General features: G+C 38.3%; 26 protein-coding genes and 1 other RNA gene. 20 read left to right on the forward strand and 7 right to left on the reverse strand.

The features are described 5' to 3' along the window. Nucleotides 1-184: 184 nt before the first annotated feature. The 4 genes from JHE06_RS00805 to JHE06_RS00820 are packed head-to-tail and all read right to left on the reverse strand — an operon-like array spanning nucleotide 185 to nucleotide 3,368. Complete coding sequence (locus tag JHE06_RS00805) at nucleotides 185-1,444, reverse strand: hypothetical protein (RefSeq protein WP_201089026.1); 1,260 nt, start codon at nucleotides 1,442-1,444, stop codon at nucleotides 185-187. Nucleotides 1,445-1,460: 16 nt separating this feature from the next. Then, nucleotides 1,461-2,294: a hypothetical protein gene (locus JHE06_RS00810; protein WP_201089028.1), complete on the reverse strand. Its 834-nt coding sequence runs from the start codon at nucleotides 2,292-2,294 to the stop codon at nucleotides 1,461-1,463. Then, nucleotides 2,291-2,980, reverse strand: coding sequence for an ABC transporter ATP-binding protein (locus tag JHE06_RS00815; RefSeq protein WP_201089030.1), 690 nt, complete (start codon nucleotides 2,978-2,980; stop codon nucleotides 2,291-2,293). Before JHE06_RS00815 ends, JHE06_RS00810 begins: the two co-directional genes overlap by 4 nt. Before the next feature lie 10 nt (nucleotides 2,981-2,990). Next, a complete protein-coding gene (locus tag JHE06_RS00820; protein ID WP_058919705.1) occupies nucleotides 2,991-3,368 on the reverse strand; it encodes a GntR family transcriptional regulator in 378 nt (125 codons plus the stop codon). Between the two features lie 254 nt (nucleotides 3,369-3,622). On the opposite strand from JHE06_RS00820, the gene JHE06_RS00825 reads away from it, so the two are divergent. The 18 genes from JHE06_RS00825 (at nucleotide 3,623) to JHE06_RS00910 (ending at nucleotide 18,415) form a co-directional block, all read left to right on the forward strand. Then, on the forward strand, nucleotides 3,623-4,879 hold the full coding sequence (locus JHE06_RS00825; RefSeq protein ID WP_201089032.1) for a cytochrome P450: 1,257 nt from the start codon (nucleotides 3,623-3,625) through the stop codon (nucleotides 4,877-4,879). A gap of 219 nt (nucleotides 4,880-5,098) precedes the next feature. Continuing rightward, nucleotides 5,099-5,743 carry a hypothetical protein gene (locus JHE06_RS00830; protein WP_058919707.1) on the forward strand — a complete coding sequence of 215 codons (645 nt, stop codon included), beginning with the start codon at nucleotides 5,099-5,101 and terminating at the stop codon, nucleotides 5,741-5,743. 269 nt (nucleotides 5,744-6,012) lie between these two features. After that, an RNA gene (gene ffs / locus JHE06_RS00835) (signal recognition particle sRNA small type) lies at nucleotides 6,013-6,099 on the forward strand. A gap of 172 nt (nucleotides 6,100-6,271) precedes the next feature. Beyond that, nucleotides 6,272-8,143, forward strand: a complete 1,872-nt coding sequence (gene dnaX, locus JHE06_RS00840) for a DNA polymerase III subunit gamma/tau (protein ID WP_201089034.1) — start codon at nucleotides 6,272-6,274, stop codon at nucleotides 8,141-8,143. 33 nt (nucleotides 8,144-8,176) lie between these two features. Then, a complete protein-coding gene (locus tag JHE06_RS00845; protein ID WP_058919709.1) occupies nucleotides 8,177-8,488 on the forward strand; it encodes a YbaB/EbfC family nucleoid-associated protein in 312 nt (103 codons plus the stop codon). A 135-nt stretch (nucleotides 8,489-8,623) separates the two neighbouring features. Then, a complete protein-coding gene (gene recR / locus JHE06_RS00850; RefSeq protein ID WP_268905520.1) occupies nucleotides 8,624-9,217 on the forward strand; it encodes a recombination mediator RecR in 594 nt (197 codons plus the stop codon). An 85-nt stretch (nucleotides 9,218-9,302) separates the two neighbouring features. Then, nucleotides 9,303-9,527 carry a YaaL family protein gene (locus JHE06_RS00855; RefSeq protein WP_058919710.1) on the forward strand — a complete coding sequence of 75 codons (225 nt, stop codon included), beginning with the start codon at nucleotides 9,303-9,305 and terminating at the stop codon, nucleotides 9,525-9,527. Nucleotides 9,528-9,690: 163 nt separating this feature from the next. Continuing rightward, nucleotides 9,691-10,326 carry a dTMP kinase gene (tmk, locus tag JHE06_RS00860; protein WP_058919711.1) on the forward strand — a complete coding sequence of 212 codons (636 nt, stop codon included), beginning with the start codon at nucleotides 9,691-9,693 and terminating at the stop codon, nucleotides 10,324-10,326. Nucleotides 10,327-10,360: 34 nt separating this feature from the next. Then, entirely contained in the window at nucleotides 10,361-10,690 is a 330-nt protein-coding gene (locus JHE06_RS00865; protein ID WP_058919712.1) for a cyclic-di-AMP receptor, read from the forward strand. Nucleotides 10,691-10,702: 12 nt separating this feature from the next. Beyond that, complete coding sequence (holB, locus tag JHE06_RS00870; protein ID WP_058919713.1) at nucleotides 10,703-11,686, forward strand: DNA polymerase III subunit delta'; 984 nt, start codon at nucleotides 10,703-10,705, stop codon at nucleotides 11,684-11,686. A 65-nt stretch (nucleotides 11,687-11,751) separates the two neighbouring features. Continuing rightward, nucleotides 11,752-12,096, forward strand: coding sequence for a DNA replication initiation control protein YabA (locus JHE06_RS00875; RefSeq protein WP_058920303.1), 345 nt, complete (start codon nucleotides 11,752-11,754; stop codon nucleotides 12,094-12,096). Between the two features lie 250 nt (nucleotides 12,097-12,346). Beyond that, nucleotides 12,347-13,255, forward strand: a complete 909-nt coding sequence (locus JHE06_RS00880) for a 1,4-dihydroxy-2-naphthoate polyprenyltransferase (RefSeq protein ID WP_058919714.1) — start codon at nucleotides 12,347-12,349, stop codon at nucleotides 13,253-13,255. Nucleotides 13,256-13,447: 192 nt separating this feature from the next. Next, the gene (locus JHE06_RS00885; protein ID WP_058919715.1) at nucleotides 13,448-13,654 is read left to right on the forward strand and encodes a hypothetical protein; all 207 of its coding nucleotides are present in this window, start codon (nucleotides 13,448-13,450) and stop codon (nucleotides 13,652-13,654) included. Between the two features lie 133 nt (nucleotides 13,655-13,787). After that, entirely contained in the window at nucleotides 13,788-14,771 is a 984-nt protein-coding gene (locus tag JHE06_RS00890) for an NAD(P)H-quinone oxidoreductase (RefSeq protein ID WP_201089036.1), read from the forward strand. 114 nt (nucleotides 14,772-14,885) lie between these two features. Next, a complete protein-coding gene (locus tag JHE06_RS00895) occupies nucleotides 14,886-15,641 on the forward strand; it encodes a tRNA1(Val) (adenine(37)-N6)-methyltransferase (protein ID WP_058920304.1) in 756 nt (251 codons plus the stop codon). Then, nucleotides 15,625-15,984 (forward strand): GIY-YIG nuclease family protein, encoded by a 360-nt coding sequence (locus JHE06_RS00900; RefSeq protein WP_058919717.1) that lies wholly within the window; start codon nucleotides 15,625-15,627, stop codon nucleotides 15,982-15,984. The genes JHE06_RS00895 and JHE06_RS00900 overlap by 17 nt, the downstream gene beginning before the upstream one ends. After that, nucleotides 15,962-16,840: a 16S rRNA (cytidine(1402)-2'-O)-methyltransferase gene (rsmI, locus tag JHE06_RS00905; RefSeq protein ID WP_201089038.1), complete on the forward strand. Its 879-nt coding sequence runs from the start codon at nucleotides 15,962-15,964 to the stop codon at nucleotides 16,838-16,840. Before JHE06_RS00900 ends, rsmI begins: the two co-directional genes overlap by 23 nt. Before the next feature lie 330 nt (nucleotides 16,841-17,170). Then, nucleotides 17,171-18,415 carry an MFS transporter gene (locus tag JHE06_RS00910; protein ID WP_236253528.1) on the forward strand — a complete coding sequence of 415 codons (1,245 nt, stop codon included), beginning with the start codon at nucleotides 17,171-17,173 and terminating at the stop codon, nucleotides 18,413-18,415. Between the two features lie 86 nt (nucleotides 18,416-18,501). On the opposite strand, the gene mscL is transcribed toward JHE06_RS00910, so the two are convergent. Beyond that, nucleotides 18,502-18,918, reverse strand: coding sequence for a large conductance mechanosensitive channel protein MscL (mscL, locus tag JHE06_RS00915; RefSeq protein ID WP_058919720.1), 417 nt, complete (start codon nucleotides 18,916-18,918; stop codon nucleotides 18,502-18,504). Nucleotides 18,919-19,163: 245 nt separating this feature from the next. Here mscL and JHE06_RS00920 point away from each other — a divergent pair, with 245 nt between their 5' ends. Next, nucleotides 19,164-19,991 carry a hypothetical protein gene (locus tag JHE06_RS00920; RefSeq protein ID WP_201089040.1) on the forward strand — a complete coding sequence of 276 codons (828 nt, stop codon included), beginning with the start codon at nucleotides 19,164-19,166 and terminating at the stop codon, nucleotides 19,989-19,991. Between the two features lie 155 nt (nucleotides 19,992-20,146). Then, nucleotides 20,147-21,385: a hypothetical protein gene (locus JHE06_RS00925; protein WP_201089042.1), complete on the forward strand. Its 1,239-nt coding sequence runs from the start codon at nucleotides 20,147-20,149 to the stop codon at nucleotides 21,383-21,385. A 161-nt stretch (nucleotides 21,386-21,546) separates the two neighbouring features. Here JHE06_RS00925 and JHE06_RS00930 read toward each other — a convergent pair whose 3' ends face one another. Both JHE06_RS00930 and JHE06_RS00935 read right to left on the reverse strand, forming a co-directional pair. Continuing rightward, a complete protein-coding gene (locus tag JHE06_RS00930; protein ID WP_201089043.1) occupies nucleotides 21,547-21,882 on the reverse strand; it encodes a hypothetical protein in 336 nt (111 codons plus the stop codon). 308 nt (nucleotides 21,883-22,190) lie between these two features. Beyond that, nucleotides 22,191-23,837, reverse strand: coding sequence for a putative polysaccharide biosynthesis protein (locus tag JHE06_RS00935; RefSeq protein ID WP_201089045.1), 1,647 nt, complete (start codon nucleotides 23,835-23,837; stop codon nucleotides 22,191-22,193). Between the last annotated feature and the right edge of the window lie 63 nt (nucleotides 23,838-23,900).

Raw genomic sequence — 23,900 nt, forward strand, 5'->3', positions numbered from 1 at the left:
GTTGGGACAAAAGTCCCAACCTCTTTTTGCATATCCGAATATTTATTCTAGAACGTGTTCCAAAAAGCAGACCCGACGTCCACTTCACGAATAATGCTCGATGGTCTGTGACCATACTGCGCTTATTCGTTCCAGTGATTCGGGTCTAAACGCTTTTTGTCTCACTCCCTTTTTTTATGCAGTTTTAGTTGATGATACCGTCATAAATGTTCAAACCGTCAGTTGATTTTTGAGTAGAACCCTTAGCTTTTTCAATTATTCCTTCGTACAAAATAGTGTTGCTGTCTAAGTCATAAACAGTCAGCTCTTTTTCGGTCTGAGAACCTTTAGTAGGAGTTGCTAGATAGAGCTTAGCATCCACGATGTCTAGCCACTCACGATTAGAACTGCTGCCAGCAGGCAACTCTAATGTATAAACAGTGTTTTTAGCGACATCGTTAACGGATACAGCATAAACAGTTATTGCATCATCCGTCAAATCGTACAAGTAAAGAGTAGTCCCATCAATCAAGGCCATTGTATTTTCTGGGTTGAGTTCTGCTGGTACAGCTAGTTTATGAGTTGTATTGGTTTTAAGGTTATAGATACAGAATTCAGAACCTAAGTATTCAGGATAATAATCTGGATCTGCTGCTGCCTTTTCTTCATCAAAAGGCGCATTGTAATGTGCTTCAAAAACCAACTCATTTTCAACGTGAGCAGCTTGTGAGTTATCGGTAAGCATCCTAACCATATTGTTTTGATTGCCAGATGATAATTCGGATTCAAATGAAAGTACATCTTCTTTCGTTACTTTTTGGTTTCCTAAGTCCAAATGATAGATATGAAATTCCTCTAATTTATCTGTTAAAAAATTATTTTCAGTTACGATTTTTAATGCACTGTCGATGATTTGTACTTTTTGAATTGACAAATAATTCTCTGCTCCTGTAACTGGAATATCAATAGCATAAGACGTTGTTTCTTTTGAATTTTTGTTCAAAATCTGGATATCGAAAACGGCTTTTTTAGCAGAAGTGTGTAAGCTGGATTCATCGATAGCAACATAGGCTAAAAAGATATCGTCTTCAAAGAAATTATGGGAATCTAAGTATTTACCGCGCATAAACTGCTTGTATTCTTTTTGCAAAGATTGCAGCTGAGGATCTGAAGAATTCGCTGATAATTTTTCAAAGTAAGATTGCTGGTTCTCGTAATGGGTTTCTCTGTTCGTAAGTGTAAGTGGTTCTTGTGTATATGAAAAGGTACTCTCGTTAGTCTTAATTAGCACAGGTGTATAACCAGCATTAAGGGTTAAATCATTCAATTCTGATGGATCGCCTTTAACCGTTTTAAAAGTAAACGCTGGGTATTGGTCTTTTGTAAAGACTGGTTGAAGATAAAAGACAGCGATGGCTAAGATAGCAATCAAACTAATTGCCATTAACTTCCAATAACGTTTCATTTTGTAGCCTCCCTCATTAGACTGTGACTTTCTTGTTTAATAAATAATGACTGATCCAGATGCTAATCCCCATAAGGATGATTCCTAAAACAACTGAAAGGGTAAAGTGCTCAATGGGATAGAGATAATCATGGTGCAAAAGTGCCTCAATAAAATAAGGCGAAAAGAAAAAAATCACAGCAGCTATTCCAAATAAGCCGCCTAAGAAAATTCCTTTAAAATGAAAACTTCTTTCAAATAAAATGATGGTAAAAGCTACTGTTAAAAATAGCACTCCTAATCCATAATTAATCAAAAATTGACTAAATGAACTAGGGAGAATTAGCTCTAAAAATTCTGAAAAGGCAATACTGTCTCTGATAGATAAATCTATTCTGAGCTCACTTGGAACCAGCCATTTGATCAGTGTATTTTCAATTGGCAATAAAATCAGCTGAGTAGCAACTAGTCCTAAAACCATCAAAAAAATTGCAGAAAGTTTGGAGAAAAATAAATTTATTCGTGCAGTGGGCAGCATCAATAACCGATAGATGAATGTATTTTTTCCGAACCAATCACGGTACCAGATAAAGAAACTATAAAACAGCAAAGCCGCCGCAGCTAAAGCAATAGGAATCAAAAACCAGCCGCTTGACACCAAGTTCATGAGACTCATAGGCTGATTGTATTCGAAAAATTGATCTAATGGGATCGAGTCTTTATGGATAGCTGTATTTGCAAGACTAACAAATTTTTTTGATCTCACGATTGTACCTGTGATTTGCGAAACGATCGTTAAACCAATTAAAACAAGATAAAGATTTATAAATCGATTCAATTCAAAGTTCAATAATTTTAAGTAATTTTTCATCTAATGTAAACCTCCCGCATCACGTCGACGACGGATTTTCCTTCTGTCTCACGGACTTCTTCAGCATTAAATTCTTTAACGACGACTCCATCATCCAACAAAATAGCTTTATCAATCAAATGTTCGATATCATTAATTTCATGAGTCGTGATGATCACACCGCGGTCTTCAACTAAATGGCTAGTAAAAACCTCTGCAATTTGTTCTCGACTGAAAATATCGATTCCCGAAAAAGGTTCATCCATTAAAAGGTAATCGACATCTAAGGCTAAACCGAGTAGCAAGTTGACTTTGGCAGTGTTTCCTTTAGAAAGGTCAGCGATTTTTTCTTTTTCTTGAAGTTTAAAAAAGCACAGCAATTCGATAGCGCGCGAGTGATTCCAAGTTACATAAAAATCCCGCATGAACTGCATCGCTTGCCCAATAGTCATTTGAGAGACCATAGCAATGGTCTCAGGAATAAAGGTGATTTTTTGATAACTGTCTTTAGTGATTTTCTTTCCGTCAATTAAAATTTCGCCACTGTTAAGAGGGGTTAAATTCATGATGGCATTCATGATCGTCGTTTTTCCAGCACCATTGATGCCGATCAAACAAGTGATCTCGCCTTTGTTAGCGGTGAAAGACAAACCTTTCAATACTTTAGTACGGCCAAATTTTTTTATGATTTCTTTTACCTCGATCATATGGATCCTCCTATTCTTGATGATTGTTTTCAGTATATTTATCTTCTAATAATTCGATGATTTCATTCAAAGGCACATTTATCGGTTCGATAGCGGTGATAAATGTGTCAACAGCGCCTGCAATCAATTCTTTGCGCACATTTTTTAAAACGGTTGTATTTTCTGTGACTTTACTTGGCAGATTTCCTTCAGTATAAATCAATCCAGCGGCCTCCATTTCTTTATAGGCTCGTTGTGCTGTATTGGGGTTGATCTTCAGTTGATTGGCTAACTCTCGCCGCGAGAGAATCTCTTGACCGGGTTTCAGCTGTCCAATAGCTATCTGTTCTTTAAAGTAGCGCACAACTTGCAAATAGACCGGATCCCGCTTATTAAGATTTATATTCATAGCAGCTCTCCTATCGTTTTATTGTACTAGGCGCTTAATACACTCGCTGTAAAAAAATGTATTAAGGGGTTAATACGGTTGTCTCGTGTATTATAGTGTTAATACACGAAGTGTGTCAAGCATTATTTTAGCCGACAATCGTTTTGCTTGTAATCGTAATAGTTGAATCCACAAGAGTGGTTTCGTATACTGACCCTGTAACGAGGAATTTTAAGTATATAAAATTAAAAGTAGAACTTGAAGGAGTGGAACGAATGGATGAACAGTCAATGCCTCATGAAAAAGGGTTAGATAATACAGTGCATGTTTTAAAAGAAGGGTATCGCTATATTTTGAACAGACGAAAAAGTTTTCAATCGGATGTTTTCGAAACCCGTTTATTAGGCCAAAAAGCGATCTGTATAGGTGGAGAAGCAGCAGCTGAACTCTTTTATGATACGACTAAGTTTAAAAGAGCAGGCGCCGCACCAAAAAGAGTGCAAAAAACGTTGTTTGGCGAAACAGGCGTTCAAACATTGGACGGCGAAGAGCATTTGCACCGCAAAGAAATGTTTATGTCTTTAATGTCTCCCGAAAAATTAGATAAGATGGATAAAATCTTGAAAAAGCAGTGGGAAGCAACGGCAGAAAAGTGGGCAGAGCAAGATGAAATCGTGCTGTACCATGAAGCTCAAGAAGTATTGTTTCGCACAGCTTGTGAATGGGCTGGTGTTCCTTTTGAAGAAAGAGAAGTTGCAGAATTAGCAGCAGATCTAGGCAAGATGATCGAAACACCTGCTGAAATTGGGCCAGCACATTGGATAGGACGGCATGACCGCAACCAAACTGAAAAATGGATGGAAAACCTGATCGAACAAGTTCGCGATAAAAAATTGTCTCCTCCTGAAGGTACAGCTTTAGCGGTCTTTTCATGGCACCAAGATTTGGAAGGAAATCTATTAGATGCCAATACGGCCGCGGTAGAGGTATTAAATATTATCAGACCGATTGTCGCGATTGCGATCTACATTAACTTTACGGCATTGGCTGTCCATGAATACCCGGCAGCAAAAGAAAAATTAGCTGCTGGTGATCCAAAACAACTGCAAGCATTTGTTCAAGAGGTACGACGATTTTACCCGTTTTTTCCTTTCCAAGGAGCGATCGTAAAAAAAGATTTTACTTGGCAAGGCTATGAATTTGAAGAAGGGACCTTAACGATTCTTGATATTTACGGAACAAACCATGATCCGGTCCTTTGGAAAAACCCTGAAGTATTTGATCCTGAACGGTTTATGGACTGGAAAGAAAGTCCCTTTTCGTTTATTCCACAAGGAGGCGGCGACTTTTTAGGTGGACACCGTTGCGCCGGAGAGTGGTTGACGATCAAAGTGATGAATACTTGTTTAGACTATTTAGCCAACCGCATGGAATACGAGGTGCCTCAACAAGACTTAAGCTATAGTCTAGATAAAATGCCGAGTATTCCTCATAGTGAAATGATTTTGAAAAATATCCGCATGAAAAACTAATTCAAAAAGAAAAATTATGAAATGAAAACAGAGTAGAAAATGGAATCTTCCAATTTCTGCTCTGTTTTTAGTGTTTCTGAGTAAGCTTTCAAAAGAAAACGAGGAAGAGGCTATAGTTAAGTTAAGAAAAATATTTTTTATTTTGAAAAAATTTCACCGAAATTGCGTACTTTATATAGGGGATTAAAACTCCACAAAAATATATTGGAGGTGTTGATTTTGAAAATAATGGAACAAGAAAATTTATTGGTAAATATTGATAAAAAAATAATTATGGAACCGTCAGAATTAATATTGAGTGGCGGAAGCAGGGTAGAAGAAATTTCTCTTGTACACCCACAATTAGGGAATCCTTTCCAGTATGAATTTTTCCATTTATTGATGGACGAGTGGAAAGGGGATAGAATTTCTTTAGTTGAGGATTCTGAAGAAGTAAGAGAACATTTAATTGAGCAGGAAGGGTGCACATATTACAGAGAATACAAACAAAAATTACTGCGTAGAACACGTAAAGAGAAGGGGATCAAAGTTGTTACAATTCCACCTGTAGAGGCAAATCGACTGAAGAAGAGCTGGGAAAAATTTGTGAATCAATACGTTTTGATTAATTACGATTCACATCTATTCATGACGATGGATCAACGATTATTTAGAATGAAGAAAAATTTAATGCCTTACTTTATATTGGCGCAAGCAGAACAAAAGAATGTTGGTAGTTGGGCTGGAGAGCGTGTTGGAGTTGAACCAATTGATACAGCTACATTTGATAGCATGGATTATTATGAGATGTTCCGAATGATTGGAGACAAAACAGCCTGTAGACTGGGCGCTGAAGAATTTGCGCGTCGATTTGGTCATCGTTAATGGATGGACCGTAAATTGTAACTGGCAGAACTAGTAGTCATTATAGGAAGACAACCTTTCCAAGCAGATGGGTTGCCAATGTGATGAGACATGGAACTATTTTTAATGAATGAATTGAGGAGTGTAAAAGCTTATCACTGCCTTTTGATATTTTGTTGTTTGTACTAGGGCTATACACGTGAAGCTTTGACTAATCGATGATTTAGACCAGGAGTAAAAAAGCACTAGCTTTTATTTAACAAATGCGGTATAATTAAAGATGCCGCAAGGCCGTATGGCAATGTTGATCTTTCGAATCGTGTCAGATCTGGAAGGAAGCAGCACTAAGATTGTTTCAGCATGTGCTGTACGTACATAGAAGAATAAAAAAAGTTTTTGATTTCCGAATCGAAAACTTTTTTTTATTGTCCAAAACCCTATTTTGCTTACTATTCACTCAAGAGAAAGCAAGGATCAAGGTTTAAATTTAACGTGAAATAACGTATAATAAAGAGTAGCAACTACAGGGTTAAGAAAGGGAGAAATGCATTGAGTTATCAAGCACTTTATCGAGTATGGCGGCCTCAACGTTTTCAAGACATTGCCGGACAAAAAGCCATTACACAGACATTAAGAAATGCCCTGATCCAAGGGAAGACAAGTCATGCTTATCTCTTTACAGGCCCTCGTGGAACCGGGAAAACCAGTGGGGCTAAAATATTTGCCAAGGCCATCAACTGCCATTATTTGAAAGATGGCGAACCGTGTAACGAATGTGAAACGTGCGTTGCCATTACTCAAGGACAGTTAAACGATGTGATCGAAATTGATGCGGCCAGTAATAATGGGGTCGAAGAAATTCGAGATATCCGTGACAAGGCCAAATACGCACCCACTAGTGCAGATTATAAAATCTACATTATTGATGAAGTTCATATGTTGTCAACGGGAGCTTTTAATGCGTTACTGAAAACATTGGAAGAACCACCTAAAAATGTTGTCTTTATTTTAGCAACAACTGAACCGCATAAAATTCCGTTGACCATTATTTCGAGGACCCAGCGCTTTGATTTTAAACGCATTTCTGTGCGGGACATTTGCGACCGGATGATCTATATTTTAAACCAAGAAAAAATCGGTTTTGAAGAAGAAGCTTTACCGGTTATTGCGCGTGCAGCAGAAGGCGGAATGCGTGATGCATTAAGCATTTTAGATCAAGCAATCTCTTATGGCGATAGTGTGGTCACGATCGAGCACGCTATGAGTGTGACAGGCAGCTTGACGCAAGAATTGATGTTGGCTTACTTTGATTCCATTGTAACGCGCAATACAGAAAAAGGCTTATCGTTGCTGCAAGAGATTTTGGCAGATGGGAAAGATGCTTCACGTTTTGTTGAAGATCTGATTTTATTTAGCCGAGACATCCTCGTCTACCAACAAGCTCCTCAAATGAGCGACTTATTGGACGGAGCGACAGTTGATACCGGGTTTAAAGGGTTAAGTGAAACTATTTCAGCCAATTTGCTGTATCAAATGATCACGATTTTAAATGGTACGCAAAATGAACTGCGTTTTACCAATCATCCAGATGTTTATTTAGAAGTTGCAACAGTCAAACTAACCCAATTGAATCCAAATCCAGCAGCTTCGGTTGTAGAACCTAAAGCAGCAGTTGCAACACCAGTTGAAGCTGCGCCCGATCAAGGAAAGATGGCCAATCTTGAAAATGAATTGATGCAAATGAAAAAACAATTGCAGTCGATAGCAGCTAATGGCGGAGCTCAACAGCCTGTTAAAAAAGCGAAAAGAGCCGCAACGAAAGCAACCGGCAATCAATTTACTCCGAATACACCGGCCATTTATGGTGTCTTAAAAGAAGCCACTAAAGAAAATCTGAACCAGCTTCGGGATGTCTGGCCGGATTTATTGAATATGTTGTCCGTCACTCAGCGCGCTATGCTAAAAGCTTCAACGCCAGTTGCCGCTAGTCCGAACGGCTTGATCGTTTCGTTTGATTACGATATATTATGTCAAAAAGCGACGAATGATACGGAACTATTAGCGGCTGTTACAGAGTATTTGCGTCGGTTAGTTGGATATGAACCGCAAATGATTTGTGTGCCAGCTGAACAATGGCCGGTCATTAGAGGGCAATACGTTCAACAATTAAAAGGCCAGCCGTCCGTTAAAAAAGCGCCGGTACAGCAGTCTGCTAACCCAACCGGTCAAGCACCTCAATCGACCACACAGCAGCAAGAAAACGGTGCTGCTGATCAGAAAAAAAGGCCGGCAGAAGCTGACTCTTCTGAGTGGGATAGTTTAGAAGGCATCATTCCGCCAACAGAGGAAGAAGACAACACTGTGGTGACGGAAGCAATGAATCTATTTGGCAAAACGATTGTTGAAGTAAGAAATGATTGATCCTAATTGATAATTGAAAGGAAGAGATAGAAGATGCGTGGAATGGGAAATATGCAAGGTATGATGAAACAAATGCAAAAAATGCAAAAAGAAATGGTAAAGGCACAAGAAGCCTTGAACGAAAAAGAATTTTTAGGAACAACGAATGGTGATTTAGTAACTGTTACGCTAACGGGTGACCGGAAAATGAAATCTGTTTCGATCAAACCAGAAGCCGTTGATCCAGAAGATGTTGAAATCTTAGAAGACTTAATTGTTTTAGCGTCGAATGATGCACTAGCCAAAGTAGAAGCTGAAACGGAAGCAACAATGGGGAAATACACTAAAAATATTCCTGGAATGTAGACCACAGTCCAATTCTTTGAATCCTCACTTCAATCAAACACAGCAAGAAATGGGATGCCGGAATGGGTCCCGTTTTTTTAATCTTTATCTATTCAGTCTATGGAAAGTATTTTTTAAGAGAGGAAATGAAGCCAATTGTATCCTGAACCGATAACAAAATTAATGGACAGTTATATGAAACTTCCAGGAATTGGCGCTAAAACAGCTGCACGGCTAGCTTTTTTCACGATCAATATGAAAGAAGACGATGTAACTGATTTTGCCAAGGCGTTGATCAGTGCTAAACGAGACTTAAACTATTGTTCGATTTGCGGGCACATTACAGAAGAAGACCCTTGTTCGATTTGCCAAGACAAACGACGTGATCGTAGTACGATTTTAGTGGTAGAAGATCCTAAAGACGTGATGTCATTAGAAAAGATGCGTGAATACCATGGATTGTACCATGTGCTGCACGGTGTATTGTCTCCAATCGAAGGTACAGGGCCGGAAGATATCAATATTCCAAGTTTGATCAAACGGCTGCAGTCTGAAGAAGCGAAAGAAGTCATTATTGCAACCAATGCAACGGCTGAAGGAGAAGCAACGGCGATGTACCTGTCGCGTTTGATCAAGCCAGCCGGCATTAAAGTTACACGCTTGGCTCATGGGCTTTCTGTGGGAAGCGATATTGAATATGCAGATGAAATCACGTTGCTGAAAGCCGTTGAAGGCCGGAGAGAACTCTAGTCAGAAATCAAGGCTAAAACAAAAAAACGAGTAACCTATTTGCAAGAAAAACAAGTATTTTTTCACAAGAAAGCAGGCGGTATACATGCTGTTTAGAAAGAAGCCAAACTTACGAAAAGAATACGATGCCGCATTATTGAAGCTGATGACCCAAACAAAAGATGATTGGGAATACGCTAAAAAGATTGAGCAATCGGTCATTGAAAAAGACAGTTTGCTTTTTGCACAAACCAAATTAGCCGAAATAAAGTATTTCTATTTGTTTAAAGAAGCACGGAAACGAGACATCAAAGGAGATACGACCAGATAAACCATCTGGAAGTGTTTCCTTTTTTACAAACCGTTGTAACCGGTTGCGGTTTGCAAATCAAAATTGGAAACCGGTAAAGCGTAATTGCTATTAGACTGTCGTCGTGAGATACAGTATAATGTTAAGTAGGTATCAAAAGAAAGAATTAAAGGGGTTTAGTGCATTGAAAGGAACATTTATTACGATTGAAGGTCCGGATGGCTCAGGAAAGACGAGCGTGATTCAAGCTTTACTTCCAAAGCTGGAAAAGGCATTAAACCAGAAAATTATTGCAACAAGAGAACCAGGCGGCAGTCGGATCGCTGAAGAAATCCGTGAATTGATTTTAAATCCGGAAAACACTGAAATGGATGTCCGCACAGAAGCGCTTTTATACGCTGCTGGCAGAAGACAACATTTGATCGAGAAAGTTATACCGGCTTTAACCGATGGAAAAATTGTCATTTGTGATCGTTTTGTAGACAGTTCATTGGCTTACCAAGGTGTGGCACGAGGCATCGGAGTAGAGCAAGTTGCAGCTATCAATCAGTTTGCAACAGAGAATATTTCGCCAAATGTAACGCTTTATTTAGATATAGAAGCAGCAACCGGGCTTGAACGCATCCATAAAAACAAAAGCAATCGGCAATACGATCGATTGGATCAAGAGAATTTGACGTTTCATGAAACCGTTCGTTCAGCCTATTTAGAGTTAGTTGAAAATAATCAAGAGCGCATGATTTTAATAGACGCCAGTCAAGACTTGGAGAAAGTAGTGCAGGATTGTTACGCTATTTTACTGAAAAGATTAGCACGTTGATCAAAAATTCAAAAAATAAAAGGGGTCGAAAAAAATGAAATTAATTTTAGCCATTGTTCAAGATAAAGACAGCAACCGTTTGTCGAATGAATTTGTTGATGCAGGAATCCGCGCGACGAAATTATCAACAACCGGCGGCTTTTTAAAAGCTGGCAATACTACCTTTATTATTGGGATCGAAGAAGAGCGTGTGGATGAAGTCTTGGACCGGATTCGCGATAACTGCCAATCGCGGGAACAATTTATGACACCCCCAGTTAGTTTAGACGTTTCAATGGAAACCAATATGCCTTATCCAGTTGAAGTTCAAGTAGGCGGAGCGACAGTATTCGTCTTGCCAATTGATCAATTCGAGCAATTCTAAGATCAGGTTGTGATGAAAATAGAAGAGAAATTAAAATGGATTCAACCAATCGTTTTTAAACAAATGCAGCAAACAGTTAAACAAAACCAATTGGCTCACGCGTATCTTTTTGAAGGAGTGTCCGGAACGGGCAAAAAAGATTTGGCTCTGTGGTTAGCAGCGTCGCTTTTTTGTCAGAATCCGCATGACCATCTGCCTTGTGAAGAGTGTTCCACTTGTGTACGGGTTTTACAACACCAGCACCCCGATGTGATTGAAATCGCACCGGATGGACTTTCCATCAAAGTAGAACAAGTTCGTGATTTAAAAGCTGAATTCTCAAAAAGCGGTGTGGAAGGAAAGCAAAAAGTCTTTATTGTAGAAGACGTTGAGAAAATGACGATCGGAGCAGCAAACAGCCTCTTAAAATTCTTGGAAGAGCCTGATGGAAAAGTCGTGGCTTTTTTATTAACAACCGCCAAACAACGCCTCCTGCCGACGATTTTGTCGCGGTGTCAGCTGATTCACTTCCAACCCCTTTCTAAAAAGCGCTTATTAGCAGAATTAGAAAAAAAAGAACTGCCGGTGAGCCAAGCTTCGCTTTTAGTTCATCTTACGAATAGTTTAGAAACAGCAATCGAAATGAGTCAAGATGAATGGTTTAATGAAGCGAGAAAAATCATTTGGAAATGGTTTGTTCTGGTTTCGAAAAAAGAACAACAAGGTTTTGTGTTCGTACAGACAGATATCATGCCTCATTTTAAAGACCGAGAGCACTATTTGTTGGTGGTTGATTTGCTATTGCTGGCTTATCGTGATGCACTGATGCTTAATTATGAAGCAGTTGACATTTTGGCTTACCCGCAACATCAAGAAATTTTAAAAGAGACAGCTGGTCGTTTTAATGGAGCACATTTAACGGAAGCATTGGAAACTATTTTACTGAGCAGAAAAAAATTAGAAAGCAACGTCAATGCACAAGGTGTTTTTGAACAGCTGTCTTTATTGCTGATATAAAGTTTTTGAATAACTAAGACAACCAAACTAGGCGAAGATCATAGTAAAGAATGGGTGAAAAAGGAATGGATAAAAAAACTTTATATGATAGCTTTACGAAGTTAGAGCAAGATACAGATGCGACTTTGCATCAAATATCTGATTTGAAACGTGAAGTCGAAGCGCTCGTTGAAGAAAATGCCACTCTTCGAATTGAAAACCAGCATTTAAGAGATCGGTTAAGCGACCTTGAAAAGCAGCAGCGTCCAAACGAAGAAGTTGTGGAACCCGAAATGAGTAAGTCACGTTTGAACCTTGAGAAGTTATACGAAGATGGTTTCCATGTTTGTAACGTCTTTTATGGATCACGTCGGGTGAATGATGAACCCTGTGCATTCTGTTTAGATGTCATTTACGGGGATCGAAGATAACATTGAAATGAAACGAGAGCAACAGAAATTGAAACGTTTCTGCTTCAAAGGTGATTTCGATTAGTCCTATCGAAGTCATCTTTTTCAATCTGTCCACTTTTGTAAAGCAATTAAGCTATTTTCCTTGACAACAGTTAGACTTCGTCGCATATTAGAGAAGTTGCTGTTGAGCGGCAAGTTCAGGGCTTCATTGTTTAGCTATTCAACAGTTTTCAAATTTATTTAAAAAAAGAGTTAAAGGAAGGGTTATATGAACTTTAAGGCAATCGTTAAGTTGGCACAATTGTATTCCACTACTGCCAGTATTTTTCCAGTTTTAGTCGGACTTTTATACAGTTGGTACCATTATCAAGAATTAAATATATTAAATTCGTTTGTTTTATTTATCGCAGTAGTTTTATTTCATGCGGCAGTTAATACTCGAGACGAATACTTAGACTATGAGATAGCCAGCAATAAAAAAGACCTAAGTGCACAAGAAATGACGATCGGTAAGGAAAATCTTTCTATGCCAGCGGTCAAAAAAGTTTACTCGATTACAGGAATCATCTCAGCTTTATTAGGAATCTACTTAGTGACTCAAACCAGTATGGCTTTGCTTTATATGGGACTTATTTGTTTTTTAATTGGAATTTTGTATACTGCTGGTCCACGTCCTATTTCAAGCACACCATTTGGAGAAGCTTTTTCAGGCATTGCTATGGGCTTTGGAATTTACTTTATTACCGTTTTTGTCAATGCTTTTAATGTTATGGCACTTGATGGTCCAACGCTGGGGAAAATTTTCTTAGCCTCTTTGCCAACCGTCATCGTTGTGACGAACATTATGTTAGCGAATAATATTTGCGATTTGGAAGAAGATATTGAAGACAATCGCTTTACCTTACCGTACTATATTGGAAAACCAAAATCGTTAGTTTTGTTCAAATGGCTTTATATTTTAGCATACGTTTCATTGATCGTTTCAGTTTTCATCGGTGTTTATCCAAAAATGGTTCTGTTAGCTTTGCTATCGATTCCATTAGAGAAAAAGAATACCGATAAGTTTTTGGCTGTTCAAGTGAAGTCTCAAACATTTATGTACGCTGTCCAAAATTCAGCCATTATCCCGATTTTTCTGATCGTTACATTTGGATTGGGAATTTTATTGAATTTTTAAACGATTAAAACCGTTAAACTTGTTGAAATGAATGAATCAAATTATATATCTTTAAAGGGGGTGAGGCTTTTATCTCACCTCCTTTTTGTTTAAGATGATTCTTCCTCAAGAGTGTATTATTAGAATTTCACTTCGTTGAGTGGTATATTGGATTTATAACGATACTGCAAAAAAACAAAGGTGGGATTTAAGATGCATGAACTAAACAAAATGTCTAACGTTGAATTAGAAGAGTTTTTAACGCGACAAAAAGAGACAACTAGTTTTACATTCACGATGACCAAAGCAGATGAAACAGAAGAGGAAATCGTTTTAAAAAACGAACCTAAAGCGTTTGAATTCCTTAAGGCGCATAAAGATGAAACGTTTGAATTAAAAGAAGCCAGTGAATTGATTTAAGCAGCTTATTGAGTTGAGTTCATCGTAAATAAAATGATACATTTATACAGACAAAACGGTGAAAAGATGCACTTATCTTTTGGCCGTTTTTTTAAGCTATTCTATTAGCAGAAGAAAGGGAGGAAGGGAAAATATGAAAGCAGTCAGCATCAAACAGCCTGGCGAAGCCGAGCAAATGGAGATTCAAGAACGCGATAAGCCGATTCCAAAAGTAGGCGAATTGTTAGTAGAAGTACGCACAGCAGCGCTGAACCGAACGGATATAGTAACGCGTTCGAATCCGAATCTATCTGAACCGTATCCCATTCTGGGTGTTGAAATTGCTGGTGTGGTCGTCGAAAATCGCGGAAATGGTGAAAAGTATAAGACTGGAACCAGAGTAGCAGGTTTAGTCAATCAGGGCGGTTATGCAGAATATGCCATTTTGCCAGCAAATCGAGCGATCCTTTTACCAGAGAGTATGAGTTTTGAACAAGGAGCCGCTATTCCAGAAGTTTTTTTAACGGCTTATCAAACCTTATATTGGTTGGGAGAGTTAAAAACAGCTGAAACGGTTTTGATCCATGCAGGTGCCAGCGGTGTAGGAACAGCCGCTATTCAAATGGCAAAACACCTTACGCAAGCTCGTGTTATCGTAACGGCCGGATCAGCAGAAAAATTAGCAGTTTGCCAAACATTAGGAGCAGACAAAACAATCAATTACAAAGAGGAAAACTTTGCTGAAGAAGTGCTTGATTACACAGATCAAGCCGGCGTCGATGTGATTCTCGATTTTATCGGAGCATCTTATTGGGAAAACAATCTGAAAAGCATCAAAAAAGACGGCCGTTGGGTATTGATTGGAACACTAGGCGGTGCGACAGTCAAAGAAGTAGACTTGTCAGCATTATTAGCCAAGCGAGTGACCTTAAAAGGCACCTTGTTAACACCACGCAGCGATGAGTATAAAGCAAAACTGACACAAGAATTTGTCAAGATTGTCTTGCCATACTTTAAACGGGAGACTATTCATCCAATTATTGATACTACTTTCCAATTGGAAGAGGTCGTACAAGCTCATCAGTATATGGAAGACAATAAAAACATTGGGAAAATCATTTTGAAAGTTCGAGCTTAATCTTTCATTAAGCTAACTGAATACGAAGACAATAGGAGGCTAAGAGCACTGCTTTTGGTCTTTTTTTTATGGTATAATGGAGAGCGAATTAACATTAAAGGAAGTGTCAGCAGAGTGGACCAATGGTTACAAGAAGACGAACGTATTGATTATTTATTAAGCCACCAATTAAAAATTATCCAGAGCCCGACCGTCTTTTCTTTTTCATTGGATGCAGTATTGCTAGGAGACTTTGCGCAAGTTCCCCGGCATGATCGGGCGACCATCGTGGATTTATGTGCGGGTAATGGGGTTGTAGGGTTGCTATTGAGCCAGAAGACGAAAAGCCCTATCATCGGTATCGAATTACAAAAACGACTGGCGGGAATGGCTGAGCGCAGCATCCAATTAAACGGTTTAGAAAACCAATTAACGATGATCCACGGCAACTTAAATCAAGCGACCAATTGGATCAAAAAAGATTCTGTCGATGTGGTGACGTGTAATCCGCCTTATTTTATCAATAAAGGTACCAGCGTTAAAAATCCTAATTCACATTTAGCGATCGCACGGCATGAATTGCATACGAATTTAGATGAAGTCATGAAAGAGACCAGCGGGTTGCTGAAAATGAACGGCAAAGCGTATTTCGTTCACCGTCCAGATCGGCTGATCGAAATTTTGGCCACGATGAAGAAGCACCGCTTGGCTCCTAAAAAAATGCGGTTGGTTTACCCAAAAGTCGGAAAAGAAGCGAACACGCTATTGATCGAAGGCATTAAAGATGGCAAAGACACCGGTTTTCGAGTCTTGCCGCCGCTTTTTGTCTATGGCGAGGATAACCGCTATTTGCCTGAAGTAAGTGAGATGCTCTATGGCAAAAACGATTAGTTATTTTTATGTGCTGTATTGCCGTGACGGCAGTTTTTACGGTGGTTACACAACAGATTTGACCCGCCGAGAACAAGAACACAATGAGGGTGTTGGCGCAAAGTACACCAGACCAGCTGGACGCCGCCCAGTTAAACTGATTTATGCGGAAGCATTTAATACACGCAGCGAAGCCACTAAAGCAGAGTACGCCTTTAAAAAACAAACGCGCCAAAAAAAAGAGCGGTTTTTAGGGACACAAGGGGTTCAGTTCCCCATCGATGAAAACCAACCGCGTATCGTAAATAGCGAACAGTTATCAGCAGAGGAGGAGAAAGAAAATGCAGAGTCAAAAGAGCTTTGAAAAAGAAAGCAGAGGCATGTTGTATCTCGTGCCAACTCCTATTGGAAATTTGGAAGACATGACGATTCGCGGCATTCGGATACTGAAAGAAGTTGACCTCATTGCTTCTGAAGATACCCGGAATACCCAGAAATTATTAAATCATTTTGAAATCAAAACTTCGCAAATCAGTTTTCATGAACACAATACTCAAGAACGTATCGTGCAGCTCCTCGAAAAAATGCATGAAGGATCGACGATTGCGCAAGTCAGTGATGCAGGGATGCCTTCCATTAGCGATCCAGGCCACGAATTAGTGGTAGCTTGTATTGAAGCCGGGATACCCGTTGTTCCATTACCCGGTGCAAATGCTGGGCTAACTGCTTTGATCGCTTCAGGAATTGCTCCGCAGCCCTTTTATTTCTATGGTTTTTTGCCGCGCAAGAAAAAAGAACAACTCCAAGAGTTGGAAGAATTAAATCATCGGCCAGAGACCTTGATTTTATATGAATCGCCTCACCGCTTAAAAGAAGTGTTAAAAAATATGGTGACGGTCTTTGGAGCCGAACGGAGAATCGTTTGCTGCCGTGAATTAACCAAACGTTATGAAGAATTTATTCGCGGTACGATAGCGGAAGCTTTGGAATGGGCAACCACTTCAGAAGTACGCGGTGAATTTTGTTTGATCATCGAAGGCAACAGCGAAGCTTCTTTAATCGCAGAAGCTGATACCTCATGGAGCTCAATGACTCTTTCAGAGCATGTCGGTGCAGTGATCGATGAACAAGCACTTACCAGTAAAGAAGCGATCAAAGAGGTAGCTAAACTAAGAGGTATAAAAAAACAAGACGTTTATGCTGCTTATCATGAGCTTTAAAGCAGAAGCGTGGAGTGAGACAAAAATCGGCATTTTTTCAATGATTTGCTGTTTTTGTTGGTCAGCCTGCTCCTATTTGGGCAAGTCTCTCATCTAAATCAGAGGGCTTGTCTATTTTTGTGTCTACATGAGACGAATGGCTGCTAAAAGGAGATAAGTTTGTCCCAAAAGTGGTGACCCTCATATGATTCATTTTTTACTTCAAAATGGGCTTTTTTGTCCTATCTGATAAAAAAGACTTGCTCAAAAAAGAAATGTTCCGTATACTTATCGACAATACCATAAAATAATGAATGACAGAGATCATTCGTTTTAGGAGGAAAATAAAATATGAAACAACAAACGGCAACTGGTAATCCAACCATGTCAGGCTACCAAAAGAAAGTATTGGCTTCATCAGCAGTAGGATACGGATTAGAAAATATGGACATTATGTTCCTATCTTTCTCGTTATCTTCTATTATTGCAGATTTGCAGCTCAATAGTGCGGCAGCAGGACTCATCTCTACGGTGACAAATATAGGGATGCTACTAGGGGGCGTTTTTTTTGGTGTGCTGGCCGATAAACATGGCCGAATCAAAATGTTCAGCTACACAGTTTATATTTTTGCTTTCGCCACAGCTGCTATGTATTTTGCAAACAACATCTACTTAATTTACTTCTGCCGCTTTTTAGCAGGTGTGGGAGCGGGCGGCGAATACGGTATCGGTATGGCTTTGGTTGCTGAAGTGTTCTCCAGAAAGAAAATGGGTGCGATGACGTCGATCGTTACGATTTCCGGTCAATTCGGTTCCATTTTAGCAGCGATCTTAGCAGCGCTGATCATTCCGACATTTGGTTGGAATGCATTATTCTTATTCGGCTTACTGCCTGTTGTGATGGCTGTCTTGGTGCGCAAACACTTAGATGAAACCGATGAATGGAAACAAGCACAAAAAGCAACGGACGGTCCTTCGACATCGATCAAAGAACTGTTTAAAACGCCTAAATTAACGCGCTTGACGATTTCTTTGATGCTCATGGCTACGGTTCAAATTGCCGGCTACTTTGGTTTAATGAACTGGCTGCCATCGATTTTACAAGAAAGTTTAGGCTTGTCTGTTTCAGGTTCATCAATTTGGATGATTTCAACGATTATCGGCATGAGCATCGGAATGCTGCTGTTTGGCCGTATTCTAGATAAACTTGGAGCTCGCACAGCGTACGCGCTGTTCTTGCTCGCTTCAGCAGCGTCAGTCTTCTTATTTGTCACAGCGACAAGTGAATGGACATTGCTGATAGGAGGAGCGGTCGTCGGCTTTTTTGCAAATGGGATGTTTGCAGGATATGGAGCAATCGTCGGCAGACTTTATCCGACGCATATTCGCTCAACAGCTAATAATGTGATTTTAAATGTTGGGCGTGCAGTCGGCGGATTTTCATCCGTTGCAATTGGTCTTATTCTGGACCACTACAATCTGTTTGCGGTTATGCTGTTCTTATCGGCATTATACTTATTCAGTTTTGTGATCATGATGAGCATCAAAGGCTTGAAAAAAGACAACTACCAAAACCCAGATTACATTGTCGAATAATTAGCAACAACGAAAAAAATCTCAGAAGCGAAGTGCCTTGTTCGGCACCTTCTTCTGGGATTTTTTGTTTTAGTGACACATAAAATTTATTCTTCTATTGAAGAAGATGCCTGTTCTTTTGCCAATAAGTCGCGGATTTCTTTTAAATATTCTTCAGCAGCCGGTATTTCCACTTCTTCGCCAATTTCGCCTGTTTCTTTTTTGAATTTGGCAGCAGCGCTGTTGATCAGTTTAATAAACATAAAGACTACAAATGCGATAAGTAAGAAATTAATAACTGCTTGTAAAAAAGCGCCGTATGCTAAAGTAGTGGTGCCAATTTCTAACGACAAACTAGAAACGTCAGTACCGCCGGCTATTATACCGACCAAAGGCATGATGATGTCTTCAACCAGTGAAGTTACGATGGCTGTAAATGCAGCACCAATAACGACCCCAACGGCTAAGTCGAGCACATTGCCTTTGAAGGCAAATTCTTTAAATTCTTCTATAAAATTTTTCATTTGGTTTGCTCCTTTCTTTTCAACTGTTCCAAGTATAATAAAAAAGAGAATCAATTAAAAGGAATACCCTGTAATAGAGCTTTCATTTGAACAAATCGATTGAATAAGCAACGCATATATACATGTAGGTATTGTGCAATCAGAAAGAATCTCATAAATTTAATCGTAAATGTATGGGTAGGAAAGTAAAGTAAGGTATAATGGGGATGAAATAAAAAAGGAATAGTTAAAGGAGGAACAGAAATATGATAAAAAAATCTAAAATTTTTATGATGGCATTTGCCAGTATCGTTCTCTTAGGTGCTTGTGGGACTGAGAACAATGGAACGACAGAATCATCAGCTAGTTCCGAAGTTGTTTCTGTATCAGAAGACTCATCAAGTCAAGAAGTTACAGCAGAAGCAACGTATCAAAAAATGTATGATGACAGCTTAGCGCAATTCGAGGCTGGAAAGCTAGACGAAGCAGCAGGCAGTATCGATACATTATTGCAAAACGATTTAACAGAGTACAGCGAATTAGAAGCAAAAGCAACAGAATTAAAAACAAAAATCAATTCCGCACAAGCAGAAAAAGCCAAAGCCGACGAGTCAGCGGCATTGATCGAACAATCTGCTTACAAAACCGAACGGACTTCTGATTTAGCAGCAACAGAATTCAAAGAAGCAACAGGACATGATATCAAAACAGTATCCGATGATGAAATCCAAGCATGGTTAACTGAGAAAGAAGCAGCGGCAGAACAATCTAGTTCGACAGCAGCATCTTCTGAAGCTGCAACATCTAGCAGTGCTGCATCAAGCACGAGTGAAGCACCCGTGATGACAGCAGAAGAAGAACGGACAGAGGTCTTGAACAAAGTTGTTTCAATGACCGGGATTTCTGCTGAAGGCAACCAATTTTATGTATCGAAAATCGATGAAGGTACATACCAAATCGAAATCCGACATGCTCATGAAGTAGACGGCGTAGAGATTTCCAACATGGTAGGAATGTTCCAATACAACCTTTCAGATGAAACATTATTGAAAATGGATCCTTTGAATGGCGAGTATGTTCCTTATACAAACTAATACAATTAATTAAATTCCCTATTCCTTAATTGGTTAGGGAATTTTTTGCGTTAGAAAAAGTCTTCAGAAGCTTAAAAAATCTGCGTTTCAAAAATAAACCTGTTGTTATCTAATAGATTTGGTATACTTTAATTATAAATTAAGGAGGTAAAAAGATGGGTATATGGTTTGTTATGATTGGTTTGTTAGGTTTTATTTTTGGTGCAGGAAAGCTTTTAATAAATGTTGTAAGAAAAAAGCCTAAAAAGAAATCGGCAATGATTACTTTGGCTAGTGTGGTCGTTATCATCGGCGCTGCCATGTTCGTACCAGCAGAAGCTATGCTGCGAATGGAGGCTTCTGAAGTCGAGACAAATGCTAAAGGAGTCGCAATTATTGAAGGAACAACGAACTCGAATGCTACAGTAACTGCAGATGGAATCAAGATTAAAATTAACGATGGAAAATTTTCTTATAAGGTAACATTAGAAGACCACAAGTCTGATAAAGTAACTTTTGTAGCTGAAATTGAAGATTCTCAAACAGAAAAGATAATTACAGTTACTGCTTCAGAAGAATATGTTGCATTTTTAAATGAACAAAAAGAAGAAGAAGAAAGAATGAAAAAAGTTGAAACAGCTTTAGCATTAGCTGAAGACGAGCCTACTCAAGAAAATTATGATAAAGCCGCAACATTAGTATCCGCATTAACTAAAGAGTACGATACCATCGAAAAACGTTTAGAAGATATATCTGTTTACATAAAGGCCGAAACAGCTGTTGCATTGGCTGAAAAAGAATTATCTCCCACTACTCTAAAAGATGCGCAAAATTTGGTGAAAATAGTTAATTTAAACAAAGATTCTTTTTCAGATAGATTAGAAACTATACAAGGCAAAGTCACAGAAAGAGAAGAACAACTAGCGGTTGCTGAAGAGGCGGTTATAACAGCTGAAGAAAACCCGACAGATGATAATTATAATCACGCTTTTGAGCTTATAAAAGCACTTCCTCGTGAAAATGATCGCCTAACAACTGAACTAGCTTCTGTAAAAGGAACCATTGATAAAAATAAAGAAGAAGCTAAAAAAGTAGCTGTAGCAAAAGAAAAAGCTGAAGCCGAAGCAAAAGCAATAGCTGCAGAAAAAGCAGAAGAAGAGAGAATTGCTAGTGAAAAAGCAGCCGAAGTAGCTGCATCTGCTTCACAAGACAATTATTCTCATTCTGAATCGTATTCTACTCACACAGAAACGACAAATACGACAGCAGAAAATCCGGGTAATGAAACGCCAATTCTAATTACTGCTACTGGTTCGAAGTACCATATACGTAAATGCGGCAATGGCACTTATTATCCAGCAACTATGGATGAAGCTAACGCTAGAGGACTGCAACCTTGTTCTAAATGTTTCTAATTATGCTAAGTAATTACACTTATGCAGAATAAAAAGATAGATGAGCCTTGTTTTTCAGGCTTACCTATCTTTTTTAGTTATATTGCTGTGTTTTTATGAAATAGCAGAATGAGTGCTAGAAAAACTCATCATAGCAGGTCAATAAACGAGTTAAACAACTTTTAATAATCAAGTTGCTTCAACCTTAAACTAATTTTATTAGGAGAATTTTTGATAACGTTATAAAGCCGAAGTCTTTTCTTGATTTCTTTTTGCTCTTTGGAAAGGTTAGAAGAGTCAAACAGACTCAAGACATCGTTTACAAAATTAGAAAATAACGGCATGAAAAACCCTTGTGTTAATACTTGGCCAGGCATTACTCCAACATAGTCAGAGTCTGGTACGTTTGCAGCTATCAATGTTTTTAATTCTTTACAATAACTGCCTGTAACAACGATTTCATCTTCTTTTTTATTCAAAGCTTGAACTAAGTCATGAGAGTTTTGAATGTCATGCACAATGATCATCTCCTTATTACTAGTAGAATCTCTTCTGTTTTTTTAATCTGCAACTTTAGTTATGTTTTGGTGCAAACTCTTTTTCAATAGTTTGTACTATTTTTGAAAAACGATCGGTAAACAACAAGAAATAAATAACTATAACGCTTAAAATAAACTTGAACGTAGAGAAATCTCCTTCCAGTAAGCTTGATGTACATAATTAGAATACCATGTGTTATACAAATGCTCGAATCAGCTCCTCGTTATCCTGAAAAAAGAATGATGAGGAGCCTTTAAAGATAATCATTTAAGTAATGCTTAAAGAACTAAGGATTGATCTTAAATTTATTTTTTATTCTGATAGCATCATTGCCAAGCAATTTATCGGCTAAGCCCGTTTTAAATGATATAAAAGTATAAAAAAGGATTCCGACAACTGCCACAATGACAACGATTAGAAAACTATCTATTTTTCGTTCAGGTGACAAAACTAAATAGAGAAGGTTCCTGGCAAGAGCAACAACGAATAGCATTAGGGTACTTATAATGAAAATAAGCAAGAAACTTTTAAGTAGAAGTTTAATATTAGGTTTAGCGATTTTAATTATTTTCATTAGGTTCAGCATACAGGTAACAGCAAAAGCGATGGAAGTAGCCATTAATGGACCATATACTTCAAAATAAGAAATTAAGGGATATTGAGCAGCTAATTTTATCAGAGCTCCGACAGCTAATGCCACAATAGCATAACGATTCTGATTGACGCTTTGCAATATACTAGAACTTAACATGTAAAACCCAAGAATAAAACCTGTTAAACAGGCTTGGATAAGGACCATAATGCCTAAATGACTTGGTTCATAGAATAGAGTATAAAGCGGCTGTGCTAGTGCAATCATTCCTATTATAGAAGGAAGCATGATGAAAAGGAAAAGCTGAATGTTGTTAGTAATCATTTTTGATAAAGAAAATTGATCCTTTTTGGTAAAAAATTCAGTTAAAAGAGGCAGACCAGCACTTGATAAAGAAGTAGCGAGCGCAATAACTATCATTGTTAATTTATCAGGATTTGCACTGAAAATTCCAAACAATTCGGTTAGCTGTTTATCAGAATAGTCCGTAACGTGATCCATAATTCTAAAAAAAGTAAATTGATCGATCAATTTGAATAATGAAATTCCCGCTCCGACAATAATAAAAGGTATTGACTCTTGCGCTATTTGTTTTAATAAACCATTAGAAGAAAAGTTTGTTTTTGCTTTGCTTTTTCTAAACTTTATATGTATAGGTGTCTCTTGCTTTAATTTGATCAACAAGTAGCCATAACTAAAAATCAATCCAATAAAAGCTGCAAAAGTTGAATGAACAACAGCCGTAACGTAATTTCCTTTCAGCACTTTCATGATAATAAACGTTGAGAGCAGCATATAGAGCACTCTTCCCACTTGTTCAAGGATTTGGGAAATGGCATAAGGTTTCATTTTATGATTACCTTGAAAATAACCTCTTATCACACTCATGCTTGGAAAGAAAATGACAATAATGCTCAAAGATTTAATGACAGCAGCCAAATCATCACTGCCACCTGAATGTTTTGCTATTACGGATGAGAAGCTGTACATAAGAAAACTAGCAACAACACCGATTACAGCAGTAGCTTTAAGTGCACTATAAAAAACTTGATTGCTCATTTCAGGATCATTTAATGAATTATAGTAAGAAATTTGTTTGGTAATAGCAGAAGGAATTCCTGCTGTGGAAATCAGCAAAAACATAGCATAAATGTTGTAGCCCATTCCATATAATCCATTTGCTACTAAACCATGTTCTCCCATCCAATAATACCAGGGAATAATGTAGATCAATCCAAGAAGCCTAGAAATAAAATTACCAGCAGTTAACCAAAATGTTCCTTCAATCATTTTATTTTGAGCACTTTGTTTCTTACTATCTAATTCATTTGTCTCGTCCATGCTTTCCTCCTATTAGAAATAACCAAATACTGTTTTTAGTGGAATATAATAAACTTAAGCATA

It is taken from the genome of Carnobacterium sp. CS13 (genome assembly GCF_016653495.1).
GTDB lineage: Bacteria > Bacillota > Bacilli > Lactobacillales > Carnobacteriaceae > Carnobacterium_A > Carnobacterium_A antarcticum.

Bases quoted from the DNA above. Each gene is read 5' to 3' on its own strand.
- mscL (WP_058919720.1), bottom strand. From the start codon at position 18,918: ATGAAAAATTTTATAGAAGAATTTAAAGAATTTGCCTTCAAAGGCAAT.
- JHE06_RS00900 (WP_058919717.1), top strand. From the start codon at position 15,625: ATGGCAAAAACGATTAGTTATTTTTATGTGCTGTATTGCCGTGACGGC.
- JHE06_RS00865 (WP_058919712.1), top strand. From the start codon at position 10,361: ATGAAATTAATTTTAGCCATTGTTCAAGATAAAGACAGCAACCGTTTG.
- JHE06_RS00855 (WP_058919710.1), top strand. From the start codon at position 9,303: ATGCTGTTTAGAAAGAAGCCAAACTTACGAAAAGAATACGATGCCGCA.
- JHE06_RS00885 (WP_058919715.1), top strand. From the start codon at position 13,448: ATGCATGAACTAAACAAAATGTCTAACGTTGAATTAGAAGAGTTTTTA.
- JHE06_RS00805 (WP_201089026.1), bottom strand. From the start codon at position 1,444: ATGAAACGTTATTGGAAGTTAATGGCAATTAGTTTGATTGCTATCTTA.
- JHE06_RS00910 (WP_236253528.1), top strand. From the start codon at position 17,171: ATGAAACAACAAACGGCAACTGGTAATCCAACCATGTCAGGCTACCAA.
- JHE06_RS00880 (WP_058919714.1), top strand. From the start codon at position 12,347: ATGAACTTTAAGGCAATCGTTAAGTTGGCACAATTGTATTCCACTACT.
- JHE06_RS00810 (WP_201089028.1), bottom strand. From the start codon at position 2,294: ATGAAAAATTACTTAAAATTATTGAACTTTGAATTGAATCGATTTATA.
- JHE06_RS00935 (WP_201089045.1), bottom strand. From the start codon at position 23,837: ATGGACGAGACAAATGAATTAGATAGTAAGAAACAAAGTGCTCAAAAT.
- JHE06_RS00875 (WP_058920303.1), top strand. From the start codon at position 11,752: ATGGATAAAAAAACTTTATATGATAGCTTTACGAAGTTAGAGCAAGAT.
- JHE06_RS00825 (WP_201089032.1), top strand. From the start codon at position 3,623: ATGGATGAACAGTCAATGCCTCATGAAAAAGGGTTAGATAATACAGTG.
- JHE06_RS00815 (WP_201089030.1), bottom strand. From the start codon at position 2,980: ATGATCGAGGTAAAAGAAATCATAAAAAAATTTGGCCGTACTAAAGTA.
- JHE06_RS00890 (WP_201089036.1), top strand. From the start codon at position 13,788: ATGAAAGCAGTCAGCATCAAACAGCCTGGCGAAGCCGAGCAAATGGAG.
- JHE06_RS00925 (WP_201089042.1), top strand. From the start codon at position 20,147: ATGGGTATATGGTTTGTTATGATTGGTTTGTTAGGTTTTATTTTTGGT.
- rsmI (WP_201089038.1), top strand. From the start codon at position 15,962: ATGCAGAGTCAAAAGAGCTTTGAAAAAGAAAGCAGAGGCATGTTGTAT.
- JHE06_RS00920 (WP_201089040.1), top strand. From the start codon at position 19,164: ATGATAAAAAAATCTAAAATTTTTATGATGGCATTTGCCAGTATCGTT.
- holB (WP_058919713.1), top strand. From the start codon at position 10,703: ATGAAAATAGAAGAGAAATTAAAATGGATTCAACCAATCGTTTTTAAA.
- JHE06_RS00845 (WP_058919709.1), top strand. From the start codon at position 8,177: ATGCGTGGAATGGGAAATATGCAAGGTATGATGAAACAAATGCAAAAA.
- JHE06_RS00820 (WP_058919705.1), bottom strand. From the start codon at position 3,368: ATGAATATAAATCTTAATAAGCGGGATCCGGTCTATTTGCAAGTTGTG.